A 12,462-nucleotide genomic window follows, 5' to 3' on the forward strand; every position below is an offset into this window, starting at 1 on the left:
GGAGGTGTGCGATGAAAGCATTTTTGTACGTTGGAATCGCCTTAATCCTGAGCTTTCCGCTGTTTGGTTGTCGTTCAAATTCAGCCGATATCGAACCGGGAATTGACGGATCCCGGACAATCCGATGCTAAGAAGGTTGCCGTTCTCCCCAGCCATAAACCCGATGGCGCAAATTTATCCGAAGCGGAAGCGATTCGAAAGGCTTTGACCCTACAAGGGAATAATGGAATACCGGTTATCAAAACGGCAAAATACGATACGAAGTCCGATGTCTGGACGATTCGCATCAAACAAAGGGACACGAATCCAACGTTCAAGTAGAGGATAAATAAGATCGAACGAACTATTGCGGACTAGCCGGCCAAAAGGATCGCCGCAACAAAGACGATCTGCAGCATCGTTCGGGGAAGCAGATTCGGTACGGGTCGTCCGGCGATCGTCAATCGTTCCCGGGCTGCCTTCACGTTGGCGGGAAACATGGCGACAAGCAGAAGAGCCAGCGCCACGGAGGCCGCTTGGGAAGTGGCCGGAAACCAAATGCCGACGGCCCCGGCTATTTCCAGCAGCCCGGTGATCGTCACGATCCGATCCGGCCCGGGAAAGCCGGCCGGCACCATGCGGATCAGGTCCGAACGTCGGCGTCCCCAATGCGCGGATGCGGCGACGAGCATCATGACGGCGACCGCCCCCCGCAGCGGGGGATGCCAGCCTTCGAAATACGCGACGCCGAGCAGGCCGAGGCCCTTGAACATCAGAAAAGCCGCGATCAGCGCATAAAGCGGAATCATATGAATCCCTCCGGTCGATTTGCTTCCCGCTTAACGGGGATTGAGCTTATCGGCGATAAACGACGCCAGATCGTCCCCGGATAGAACCGCCTTCGCATCCGGGATGGAGGCGCGAACGCGAAGGCCGAATGTAAGCAGCACGAACAGCTCCGCCGTCGTCTCCGCATCGACCGCCACCGGTATTCGGCCGTGCCGCTGCCCCGTTTCGATCCACGTCCGGGATAACGCGACGGATCGCTCGTAGTATCGCTTCAGCGCCGCCGCGACAACCGGATCGTCTTCTTTGCCAAGCAAATACGTCAGCACTTTGTTCGTCACGTCATGAGCCTGCCCGTAAGCGACGATGCTTTCCCTGATCACCTTCATGGGCTCCTCGAACGTCCGCCGGCCTTGCTCGATTTCTTGCATGAAGCGCGCGTTCGTCTCCTCAAGCCGTTCATCCAGGAGCCGGACAAAAATCTCGTCCTTGCTTTTCACATAGTGAAAAATCGCGCCTTTGGACAAGCCCGACCGGTTCATGATGTCCTGCATCGTTACGGAAGGGCAGCCTTTCTCCAGCACCAAATCCCTCGTCGTCTCGATCAGCAGCCGTATGGTTTGCCGCCTGCGTTGTTCCTGTTTCACGGCCATCCCCCTTTTCGTTGAGCTTCCTTGTTTCCATTATATATACCGACCATCGGTTTGTAAATAATAGATGGCAGGCATCCTCAAAAAGAAGCAGCGGCGCCGGACCTCGTCGCAGTTCGCCGCCCTTCTTTTATAAGCCGCTTCACCGTTTCGGCAGCTCGATGAAAAACGTGAACAGACCGTCGCTGTGGGCGAGGCCGAGCACGCCGCCGTGCAGCTCGACGATGCTGCGCGCGATCGACAGGCCGAGTCCGGCGCCCGGCTGAAACGACGGGTCGAAGCGGGAAGGCTCGGCTTTGTAAAACCGCTCGAACAGCAGCCGCTCCTGCTCTTTCGCGATCGGCCGGCCGCGGTTTTCCACGGAGAGCCGCAGGCGGTCGTCCCGCTCGAACAGCCGGACCGTCACGTCGCCGGGCTTGAGCGAAAATTTGAGCGCGTTCATAAGCAAGTTGTCGAGCGCACGCACGAACTGCTCGACGTCGACACGGGCGTACGCGGGATCGGATTCCGCGATGAGCCGCACCGTCAGCGACTGCTCCTCGGCGATCGGCTCGAATTCGATGATAAGCTGCTCGAGCAGGCCGGCCAGGTTGACGTCGCGAAACGCGAAGCGAGAGGCGCCGCTCGTCAGGCGCGTATACTCGAACAGGTCGTCGATCAGTTTTTTCAGCTGCTGCGTTTTGTTGTACGTGTTCTGGATGTACCGCTTGTGCTCTTCGAGATTGGCGTAATCGTCGTTTTTGAGCAAATTCAAATAGCCGATCATGCTCGTCAGCGGCGTGCGCAAGTCGTGGGAGACGTTCGTGATCAGCTCCATCTTCGATTTCTCCAGCTCGCGCTCCTTGGCCATAATGGTTTGGAGCTGCGCGGCCATGTAGTTGATGTTTCGGGCGACGCTGCCGAGCTCGTCCTGACGGTCCGGCGGAACCCGGTAGTCCAGATTGCCTTTGGCGATCCGCATAAGCCCGTCGGAGAGCGTGCGAATGTACGCCACGGTGCTGTGCATGAACAGCGAGAACATGATGAAAAACATAACGACGAACAGCCAAAAATGATTCCAGACGGAAGAGATGGCCGTTGCCAGAAAAAAGCTGATCGTAATGGACCACATCATTCGGCCGCGAATGCTTCTCTTCCAATGGACGAAAGACCACGTCGCCTTACTCCACTTTATAGCCGACGCCCCAAACCGTCTGAATATATCGCGGCTCACGCGGGTGCTCCTCCACCTTCTCACGGATGTTCCGAATATGGACCATGACCGTGTTGTCCGAACAAAACTTGTCTTCCTTCCAGACGTTCCGGTAAATTTGCTCGACGTTGAACACTTGGCCGCGATGGCCGGCTAGAAATTCGAGGATGGAAAATTCGATCGGGGTGAGCGACACTTCTTTGCCGCGCACGGTGACGAGATGGCGCTTCCGGTCGATCGTCAAATCGTCGATCTCGATCACCGCGTCGTTCGCCGGCTGCCGCGGCGATCCGGAGGCGAGCGATTGCCGGCGCAGCTGCGCCTTCACCCGGGCGATCAGCTCGAGCGGGTTGAACGGTTTGGCCACGTAATCGTCGGCGCCGGTCGTGAGGCCGGTTATTTTATCGATATGCTCCCCTTTGGCCGACAGCATGATGATCGGAATGGCGGATGCTTCGCGAATTTTGAAGCACGTCCGGATTCCGTCCATGCCCGGCATCATGACGTCGAGAATAACCAGATCGACGGGCTCGCTTTCCAGCAGCTCCAGCACCCGCCGACCGTCCTCCGCCTCGACGACGCGGAAGCCTTCGCCGCGCAAATAAATGCCGACGACGTCGCGAATATCCGGATCGTCGTCCGCTACGAGCACGGTTTGCGCCATGCCGTCATCCCTCCGATCGTTTCGTTCGTCTGAAGCGGATCGCGATCAGAACGACCGCGATCAGGAAGGGGATCCAAAGCAGCTTCAAGCCGTAGCTGTACAAAAAATAGCCGATCTCGCGCGCGTGATCGCCGACGACGCGGCCGAGCGAAAAAAAGAGCAGCGTCCAGACGAATCCGGTCGTATACGAAAACAGCGCGTAGCGCCGGAACGTCATTTTGCCGAGACCTACCAAATACGGCATCACGTGGCGGACGACCGGGAAAAAGTAGCCGATGCACAAGGCGAAGCTGCCGTATTTCTGCACCAGCCTGTCGGAGATGTCCAAATATTTGTCCAGCTTCTTCTTGCGGCGCAGCCGGTCGAGCACCGGGGTGCCGAGCCAGCGGCCGAGCACGTATCCCAAGGATAGCCCGGAAACGACGCCCAAATACGTAAGCAAAAAGGCGGGGACCGCATGAAGCGCCCCGCTGGCCGTTACGGCTCCTCCGGTCATGACGATCACTTCGTCCGGAATCGGCATCCCGACGATGCCGAGCCATAACGCGAAAAAAAGGGCAGCGTATCCGAACTGCCCGATCAGAGACATTAATGTCTCGTAGCTCATAAAACAGGGCTCTCCTTACCCGCGGTGCGCAAGCCGTACGAGGCTCTGACGGACGGGGAATGTTCTTTTTTGCGGCAAACGTATACGAACGCCGGAGGGACGTTGAGCGCCACGAAGCGGATATGCTCCAGCTCGAAATTGCGGTCCAGCTGTTTTTTCATTTGCTGCGAATATTGGAAGGCGATGAACAAGCCGCCCGGCTTCAGCGAGCGGGTAATTTGCTCCATCAGCCGGTCGCGCAACTGCTGCGGAAAGTTGAAAAACGGCAAGCCGCTCAAAATGCAGTCGAGCTGGCCTTCGCCGATTCCTTCGCTGCGCAGCGCGGAATCGATGCTGCTGGCGTCGGCATAGCAGCCGAATTCCGGGTACCGCTCGGCAAGCTGTTCGCGCAATAAAGGATCTTTCTCGAACAGAAGCACGCGGGTTTTGTCGCGTTTCGCCGCGGCGATATATTTCGTGATCGCCCCGGTGCCGGCGCCGAGCTCGGCAACGGCTTGTACCCGTTGCCACGGCACCTGCTGGATCATTTTTTTGGCCAAAAACGCGGAGCTCGGCGTAATGCTGCCGATTTGCTTCGGCGCGCGGGCGAATTTATATAAAAACAGCATTTTATCGCGAATCTGGTTCCACATGGGGAAACTCCCTTCTTCTTTGCAGCTGACTCTATCATAATCGATAAAAGTCAGGATCTGGCGAAGGAAATTCTTAAACGTTTCTGAAGAAAAGTTTAAGAAAACGAAAGAGGAGACGCTATGGCGGCCCGCGTCTTATTTTTCCTTGAACATTCGCAGGAATGCGGACGGGATCGGGCTTTCGAAGCGCATCGTTTTTCCGCCCGTCGGATGGCGGAACGACAGCACGTGCGCGTGCAAGCCGAGACGGCCGAGCGAGCTGCCGCGGGCGCCGTATTTTTTGTCGCCGACGACCGGGTGCCCGATGTCTTTCATATGGACGCGAATTTGATTTTTCCGTCCCGTTTCCAGCCGAACTTCGAGCAGCGAGTACCGGTCGTTCGATTGCAGCACTTTATAGTGCGTGATCGCCAGCTGGCCGTCGTCCGGCTTCGGGCTCGAATAGACGACCATCGCCTTGTTCTCCTTCAGCCAGGACTTGACGGTCCCTTCCTTCGTCCGAACGGCTCCTTCGACCAGGGCGGCGTACGTCCGTTCCAGCACGGCGTCCTTCCAGTCGTTTTGCAGCAGCTGCTGCACCCGCTCGCTCTTCGCGAACATCATGACGCCCGACGTATCGCGGTCGAGCCGGTGGACGATAAAAATGCGGGCCGACGGCGAGACGCGTTTCACATAATCGGACAGCTGGCGGTAGGCGGTCAGCTCTTTTTCCTGAGCCGTGGCGATCGACAGCAAGCCGGCTTCCTTATGAACGACGACGATATCGTCGTCTTCGTGCAGGATGGTCAGCCCGACCAGCTTGTCGCCGCCGCTCCGGTCGACTTTCGTCCAGCTGACGGTTACCCGCTGGCCCGGCTGCAGCGGATGGTCGTATTTCGTGATCGGCCGGCCGTCGACCGCCGCCTGGCCGCGGGCCAATATCGATTTGACCGAATTGCGCCCTCGGCCGGGCAGCGAGGCGAGCAAAAAGGCGAGCAGCTCCGTCGGCTCGCCGACGACGAGCTCGGTCGCGTCGTTTTTGGGGGATGATGCGGGCGAATGCGCTTTCGGACGTTTCTTGACGTTCATGCGATCTCCTTGTCAATAGGCTATACAGCTTCTTTCTTGTTACTATATCGTAAACGGCGACAAAAAGCATCCTTTTCGGCGCTTCCCGCTTCCGGCCCGGCGCGGCGGCGTTGTCGCGCCTTCGAACCGCCGTATCGGCTCCCGCGATTCGCGTCTTTCGACGTACGCTCTCAAACAATGCTATAATAGTGTCAATTGCTAGGGAGGGTGTTTATGAACGAAACGCTGAGCGGGGCGGAGCGCCGGCTTGACGGGGATGACACGGTCATCCGGGTGGAAGGGCTCGTGAAACGGTACGGCGCGCTCACCGCCGTGGACGGGGTCCGTTTCGGCGTGCGCCGCGGCGAAGTGTTCGGCCTGCTCGGCCCGAACGGCGCGGGCAAGACGACGACGCTGGAAATGATGGAAGGGCTGCGCCGTCCCGATTCGGGAACGGTCGTCGTCGCGGGCTACGATACGCAGCTCGAGCTCAAAAAGGTGAAGCAGGTCATCGGCGTCCAACTGCAGTCGACCTCGCTGTTCGATCTGCTTAAAGTGAAAGAAATCGTTCGCATGTACGCGAGCTTCTATAAAAACTCGGTTCCGATCCAGCCGCTGCTGCAGGATATGATTTTGGAAGAGAAGAAAAACGACCGCGTCAAGCATTTGTCCGGAGGGCAGCGGCAGCGGCTCGCCATCGCGCTCGCGCTCGTCAACGACCCGCAAATCATTTTTCTCGACGAGCCGACGACCGGTCTCGACCCGGGGGCGCGGCGCACGTTGTGGGACATCATTTTGAATTTGAAGGCGCGCGGCAAAACGATCGTCCTGTCGACGCATTATATGGACGAGGCCCATATGCTGTGCGACCGCGTCTGCCTGATGGACGGCGGCAAAGTGATCGCGCTCGACACGCCCGAAGGGCTCGTGCGGGGACTGCGGTCGAACTGCGCCGTCGAATTTCGCCTGCCGCTGCTCGAAGGCGCTTCCGCGGACAGTCCGGAGCGGGAAAAGACGCTCGGGCTGCTGCAAAGCGTAAGCGGCGTGAAGCAGGTCGACGTTCGCGGCGACTGGTACGTGCTGTACACGGACCGGATGCAGGCGACGCTTACGGATTGGATCGCGGTCGCGGGGACGAACGGCATCGCGTTCGCCGATTTGCGCACGCGATCGGCGACGCTCGAAGACGTATTTCTCCATATGACGGGAAGGAGCCTCAGGGAGTCATGAAAGCTTATTTGCAGCTAACGCTTGCCCAGCTCCGCATGTTTGCGAGAAACCGTCAGGTGCTGTTCTGGTCGCTGCTCTTCCCGGTCTTTTTCGTCTGCATGATCGGCTTTTTTCTCGACAACGGCAGCGGGATATCGCTTTCCGGCGCGGTCATCGACGAAGACAACAGCCCGGCGTCCCGCGAACTCATTCGCTCGCTGCAGCAGATGAATACGGTGATCGAGCTCCACGAACAATATGACAAGGAAGAAGCGCTCAAGGAGCTTCGGCAGGGAGACCGCCATATCGTCGTCGTCGTGCCGAAAGGGTACCAGGAGCTGCTGTCGATGCACGAATCGAGCGAATACGTCGATCCCGTGTTCATGACGACGCCGGAGGTGGCGACGGTCAAAGCGTATTACGACGAGACGAACATGACGACGTCGCAAATCGCCCTGACGATTTTGTCGCAGGTCGTCGACGGCGTCAGCAAGCAGCTCGCCAACTATTCGCCGGTCGTCACGGTGGACGCGTCGGCCGTACAGTCGCTCCATTTGAAATATATCGATTTTCTCGTACCCGGCATTCTTGCCATGATGATCATGTCGAACAACTTGAACGGCGTCGCCGGACAAATCGCCTCCTGGCGCGAACGCGGCATTTTGCGGCGCATGCAGAGCACGACGCTGAGTGCGGCCACGTTCATCGGCGCGCAAATTACGGCCAGGCTCGTCATGAACGGCCTGCAAGTATGGCTCGTCGTCGTCGTCGGCTCGACGTTTTTCGATACGCAGGTGAACGGCTCGTGGCTGCTGCTCGGCTTGTTCGTCGTGCTCGGCACGCTGACGTTCATGTCGTTCGGCTTCATCATCGCCTCGCTGGCGAAAACGCCGGAAAGCGCCGGGCCGATCGCCGGCTTCGTCTCGTACCCGATGCTGTTTTTGGGCGGCGTTTTTTTCCCGATCAAGGAAATGCCGCAATTTTTGCAGCCGATCGTCAAGCTGCTGCCGATTTCGCATTTGACGGCGGCGATGCGCCAGGTGATGAACGTCGGAGCCGACCTGACGGCGCTCTGGCCGGAAGTGGCGCTGCTCGCCGGCTGGATGGTCGCCGCGTTCGCGCTGTCGAGCTATTTGTTCAAGTGGGAGTAGGCAGGAGGCGGCAATGAAAAACACCCCCTGGAAGAAGCGGATGCCCGCGCGGCAATCCGTCGTTCTCCGGGGGGTGTTTGCGTTCGGGAGCCCTTCTACAACCGGTTCAGCTTGCGGTATTTGGAAGGGCTCGTTCCCATCGAGCGGCTGAATACGCGGCTTAAGTAGAAGCCGTTCTCGTAGCCGCACCGTTCGGCGATTTGCTCCAGGTTGAGCTCCGTATCGAGCAGCAGCTTCGCCGCTTTGCGGATGCGCAAAAGGCGGACGAGCTCGGACGGCGGCATCCGGAACGCTTTCTGAAAACGGCGCGTCAGCTGCACCGGACTCAAGGCGAGCAGATCGGACAGCTCCCGCATGCTGAACGGGGTATGCGCCCTGCCGATGAGCCATTCCGCGGCCCGGTTCATCAGCATGTCGTCCGACTCGGCCAGCTCCGCCAAGCCGCCGCCGCTCGTCTCGTCGTCCCATTCGTCGCAGGCGAGCTGCCAGATGTCGTTCAGCACCGCCTGCTTGCGCAAAAAATGCCGGGGATCGTTCGCGAGACCGAGTCTGCGCAAATAGGCGAAATCGGAGGCGAGCCGCTTGCCGTCGGCCGGATGCGCCTTGAACGTCGGCGGCAAGGCGTCGTCCGGGACGGGCGGCGTCTCGGCGAACTCGAAGCCGATATAGTGAAGCGACAGCGTCGACACCATTTCGCGCTCGAATGCGTAGCCCGGCGGACAAAAGACGAGATCCCCGGGGCCGATGACGCCGCGCTCCTCCCCGATCCGGTAGCGAAACTGGCCGGCCTCCAACGCGAACAGCACCCAGACGGGGTATACGTCGGATTGAACCTCGAAGCGGCTTTTCCGTTCGAAATAGGCATGGGATACGAGATGCACGGTTTGCGCCCACAGCTTGACGGTGCCCAATGCCGGCTCCCTCCTTCGCGTCCGAAATAAAATATATGCTATTGATATATTACTGCATGTTAGGCCGTCATCCTTCTTGATGATGATGAAACTGAAACGAATCGGAGAAGAGGTGCGGCGATGAACGACAAGAAGGCTGTCAAAGCGCGGTTGTTTGGGAAAACGCTTTCCGGAAGTTTGCTTGCTTCGGTGCTCGTATCGCTTTTGACGGCCGGCTGCGGCGGCGCGGGACGGGGACGGTCCGGGTCCGGAGAAGCGGGACGGCTACCGCGACGAGCCGGTTACGCTTGCGTTTTATTCCCAGAACGCATCCGTGCTGAACGATGCGGATTTGGAGGAGCTCGTGACGAAGGCGATCAAGGCGAAGCTGTCGCCGTCGCCGAGGGCGTCCGTTTACGACCAAGATTTGTGCCCGTTTCTGAACGAAGCGGCGGAGAAGATCGCCGTCGAGCGCAAAGACGTCAATACCGCGCTGCGCGAGGCGGAGGAGAAGGCGAACCAATGGCTGCGGCAGGAGAGGCGCAAGTGAAACAGAGTATATGTTCGCTGCACGATTGCTGCATGTTCACGCCGGATCGCGTCCGGTATGATGGTACCGAAACGAAACCGATTGGGGAGAGAAGGCTATGAGATTCGAAACGGTTCGCTCGGATGTGACCGTTGTCGGCGGAGGGTTGGCCGGCGTTTGCGCGGCCGTGTCGGCGGCAAGGCTCGGGAAGAAGGTCGCGCTCGTGCAAAACCGTCCGGTGCTGGGGGGCAATTCGAGCAGCGAAATCCGGGTATGGGTGCTCGGCGCGACCGGGCTGGGGGTTAACCGCTATGCGCGGGAAACGGGCATTATCGGCGAGATGATCGTCGAAAATCAATATTTGAACCCGGACGGCAATCCGTACCTGTGGGATTTGGTCGTGCTGGAAACGGTTCGCAAGGAGCCGAATATTCAGCTGTTTCTCAATACGAACGTTCACGAGGTGGAGGCGGACGGGGACGAGTCGAACCGGGTCGTTCGGGCGGCGACCGGCTGGATGATGGGCTCCGAGCGGAAAATCCGCTTCGAGAGCCCCGTTTTCCTCGACTGCACCGGCGACGGGCTCGTCGGATTTCTCGCCGGGGCGAAGTACAGGCTCGGCCGCGAAGCGAAAAGCGAATTCGGCGAAGACTGGGCGCCGGACGAGGCGGACAGCATTACGCTCGGAAGCACGCTGCTGTTTTATACGAAGGACGCGGGCCATCCGGTCAAATTTATCCCGCCGAGCTTCGCGAAAGACATTACGAAGACGGCGATCCCGATGAAGCGGGTGTTCAAAAGCGGCGACTCCGGCTGCCATTATTGGTGGATCGAATGGGGCGGGGAAATCGATACGCTGCGCGACAACGAGCGCATCCGCGACGAGCTGTGGTCGGTCATTTACGGCATATGGGATTACATTAAAAATTCCGGCAAGTTCGACGCGGACAACATGACGCTGGAATGGGTCGGGAGCGTGCCCGGCAAGAGGGAGTACCGGCGATTCGTCGGCGACTATATGCTGACGATGAACGATTTGAAAAACCAGACGCAGTACGAAGACAACGTCGCGATGGGCGGCTGGTCGATCGACCTGCACCCTCCGGAAGGGATGTACGCGAGCGATTACGTGTCGAAGCTGTTTTGCGTCGACGGGACGTTTCAAATCCCGTTCCGCTGTCTGTATTCGGTCAATGTGAGCAATTTGCTGTTCGCCGGACGGAACATTAGCGCGACCCACGTCGCGTTCGGAGCGACGCGAGTGATGGCGACCTGCTCCGCGATGGGGGAGGCGGCCGGCGTCGCCGCCGCGCTCTGCGCGGACAAAAACGCGACGCCGCGAGAGCTGTACCGGAGCCATATTCGCGAGCTGCAGCAAACGCTGCTGTGGCAGGACGCCGCCATGTTCGGCGTGAAGTGCGACGACGATGCCGATTTGGCGGTCCGCGCGCGCGTAACGGCGTCCAGCCATCTTTCCCGGCTTGCGGTCGATACGCCGGAGTCGACGTTCGAGCCGGATACCGACGTCGCTTTCCTCGTTCCGGTCGATCCGCGCATCGACGAGCTCGAGCTGCTGCTCGACGCGAAGCGGGATACCGTCGTCGAAGTCGAAGTATGGGATACGGGCAAGCCGGAAAACTACATTCCCCACCGGCTGATCGTCGCCGGCTCGGCCAACGTGAAGGAAGGGAGCCGGCAGTGGGTCCGGTTCCGCCTCCCTTGGTCTCCGGCAGCGCCGCAAAACGCGTTCGTCGTCGTCAAAGAAAACGCCGACATCGCGCTGTACCGGTCGCATACGCCGACAACCGGCACGCTGTCGTTCATTAAAGAGAAAAGCGCGAACATTTCCAGCCTGCTGACCGCCCTGGACAACGAGCAGCTGGTCGTCAAATGGAGCATGAAGCGTCTCGTGCGCAAGCCGTTTTGCTTCAGGCTGTTGAACGAAACCGCCGCCTACGTGCCGGAAAAAGTCATCGACGGTTACCAGCGGCCTTACGGCGGCCCGCATATGTGGGTGTCCGCGGCGATGCGCGAAGGCCGCGACGAATGGCTGGAGCTGCAGTGGGACAAGCCGAGCGGGTTCTCGGAAATCCATCTGATCTTCAACGACGACGTCAACGAAGACCTGGTCAACCTGCATTATAAGCGCACGCCGTTCGAGGTGATCCCGGAGCTGGTCAAGCAGTACCGGCTCGAGGCGCACACCGCCGACGGCTGGACGGTGTTGGCGGAGGCCGACGACAACCGCAAACGGCGCAACGTGCATCGTCTCGGCCGGACCGTGACGGCCGACCGGCTTCGGCTCGTCGTCCGATCGACGAACGGCTCGCCGTGCGCCGAAGTGGTGGCGATCCGGGTCGTCTGAGGCGAGCGCCGGAAGCGGGGCTCCCATTTAGGGGGCCCCGGTTTTTCGTTTTGACGAAAACGCATACATAAAAACGGTTTCAGGAAGGCATACTGATGGAAAGCGGAGTTTACCTTCCGGACCCATTGTCAAAAGATTGTCACATGAAATTAACGATGCGCTAATGTTGGCTTAATGTTCCGGCTTTACAATGAAGTCAGATTCGAAAGGAGTGGAGCCGATGATTTTGTATCGCCTCGCCAAATGGATGGAGGAGCGCAAACGTTTGAAGCGGTTGATCGCCGAAGGCGGCAAAGACCGATCCCGATATATCGAGCAAAAAGAAAAGGTGGAGCGCCAAATGCTGCGGGAGGCGCATTTTTGGCTGGAGCCGCGCAAAGCCGCGCCGGTGCCGGCGGCCGTTTTGTTCGCGGCGGACGAACCGGAGCCGCAGCGAGGGGAGGCAGAGTCGGGCCTCGTCGAGGAACGGCATGACTTGCCGGATTTGGCGGAGCTGCTCGAAAGCGTGCGGCGAAGCGTTTGGCAGGCGCAGCCGGGGCCGCTCGAACGGGCCGTTTCGCGGCATGGCGTGCCGCTGCGCGCGGAAGAGCTCATTCCGGAGGAGCTGCTTCGGATGCCTTTGATCGCCGAAGAACCGATCCACGCGCCGCAGCCCTGAAACGGCGCATACAAACAGGAAGAACCGCCGAAGCGATTCTTCCCGCCTGGATGACCGAATTCGGATGCGTGGCTCCAATGACTCTTTATTCGGCAGAGCCTAT

At 59.4% G+C, this 12,462-nt stretch carries 13 protein-coding genes; 5 read left to right on the forward strand and 8 right to left on the reverse strand.

Going from position 1 to position 12,462, the window contains the following annotated elements; translation table 11 throughout:
- Positions 1 to 353 precede the first annotated feature (353 nt).
- The 7 genes from PV407_RS24820 to PV407_RS24850 all read right to left on the reverse strand — a co-directional run bounded on the left by PV407_RS24820 (position 354) and on the right by PV407_RS24850 (position 5,578).
- Entirely contained in the window at positions 354 to 788 is a 435-nt protein-coding gene (locus PV407_RS24820; protein ID WP_332092699.1) for a DoxX family protein, read from the reverse strand.
- Between the two features lie 30 nt (positions 789 to 818).
- A complete protein-coding gene (locus PV407_RS24825) occupies positions 819 to 1,412 on the reverse strand; it encodes a TetR/AcrR family transcriptional regulator (protein WP_332092700.1) in 594 nt (197 codons plus the stop codon).
- 145 nt (positions 1,413 to 1,557) lie between these two features.
- The gene (locus tag PV407_RS24830) at positions 1,558 to 2,529 is read right to left on the reverse strand and encodes a HAMP domain-containing sensor histidine kinase (protein WP_332092701.1); all 972 of its coding nucleotides are present in this window, start codon (positions 2,527 to 2,529) and stop codon (positions 1,558 to 1,560) included.
- A gap of 46 nt (positions 2,530 to 2,575) precedes the next feature.
- Entirely contained in the window at positions 2,576 to 3,271 is a 696-nt protein-coding gene (locus PV407_RS24835) for a response regulator transcription factor (RefSeq protein ID WP_332092702.1), read from the reverse strand.
- 4 nt (positions 3,272 to 3,275) lie between these two features.
- Positions 3,276 to 3,878: a DedA family protein gene (locus tag PV407_RS24840; protein ID WP_332092703.1), complete on the reverse strand. Its 603-nt coding sequence runs from the start codon at positions 3,876 to 3,878 to the stop codon at positions 3,276 to 3,278.
- Positions 3,875 to 4,510, reverse strand: a complete 636-nt coding sequence (locus tag PV407_RS24845) for a class I SAM-dependent methyltransferase (protein WP_332092704.1) — start codon at positions 4,508 to 4,510, stop codon at positions 3,875 to 3,877. The genes PV407_RS24840 and PV407_RS24845 overlap by 4 nt, the downstream gene beginning before the upstream one ends.
- Before the next feature lie 135 nt (positions 4,511 to 4,645).
- A complete protein-coding gene (locus tag PV407_RS24850) occupies positions 4,646 to 5,578 on the reverse strand; it encodes an RluA family pseudouridine synthase (RefSeq protein WP_332092705.1) in 933 nt (310 codons plus the stop codon).
- Between the two features lie 213 nt (positions 5,579 to 5,791).
- Here PV407_RS24850 and PV407_RS24855 point away from each other — a divergent pair, with 213 nt between their 5' ends.
- On the forward strand, positions 5,792 to 6,787 hold the full coding sequence (locus PV407_RS24855) for an ABC transporter ATP-binding protein (protein WP_332092706.1): 996 nt from the start codon (positions 5,792 to 5,794) through the stop codon (positions 6,785 to 6,787).
- Positions 6,784 to 7,917 carry an ABC transporter permease gene (locus PV407_RS24860; RefSeq protein WP_332092707.1) on the forward strand — a complete coding sequence of 378 codons (1,134 nt, stop codon included), beginning with the start codon at positions 6,784 to 6,786 and terminating at the stop codon, positions 7,915 to 7,917. Before PV407_RS24855 ends, PV407_RS24860 begins: the two co-directional genes overlap by 4 nt.
- Positions 7,918 to 8,012: 95 nt before the next feature.
- On the opposite strand, the gene PV407_RS24865 is transcribed toward PV407_RS24860, so the two are convergent.
- A complete protein-coding gene (locus PV407_RS24865; protein ID WP_332092708.1) occupies positions 8,013 to 8,828 on the reverse strand; it encodes an AraC family transcriptional regulator in 816 nt (271 codons plus the stop codon).
- Between the two features lie 313 nt (positions 8,829 to 9,141).
- On the opposite strand from PV407_RS24865, the gene PV407_RS24870 reads away from it, so the two are divergent.
- The 3 genes from PV407_RS24870 (at position 9,142) to PV407_RS24880 (ending at position 12,359) form a co-directional block, all read left to right on the forward strand.
- On the forward strand, positions 9,142 to 9,357 hold the full coding sequence (locus PV407_RS24870) for a hypothetical protein (RefSeq protein ID WP_332092709.1): 216 nt from the start codon (positions 9,142 to 9,144) through the stop codon (positions 9,355 to 9,357).
- Positions 9,358 to 9,454: 97 nt separating this feature from the next.
- Positions 9,455 to 11,701: an FAD-dependent oxidoreductase gene (locus PV407_RS24875; protein WP_332092710.1), complete on the forward strand. Its 2,247-nt coding sequence runs from the start codon at positions 9,455 to 9,457 to the stop codon at positions 11,699 to 11,701.
- A gap of 220 nt (positions 11,702 to 11,921) precedes the next feature.
- On the forward strand, positions 11,922 to 12,359 hold the full coding sequence (locus tag PV407_RS24880; protein ID WP_332092711.1) for a hypothetical protein: 438 nt from the start codon (positions 11,922 to 11,924) through the stop codon (positions 12,357 to 12,359).
- The last annotated feature ends 103 nt before the right edge of the window (positions 12,360 to 12,462 follow it).

Origin of the sequence: Paenibacillus sp. GYB003 (assembly GCF_036577625.1) — a bacterium.
Taxonomy (GTDB): domain Bacteria; phylum Bacillota; class Bacilli; order Paenibacillales; family NBRC-103111; genus Paenibacillus_AB.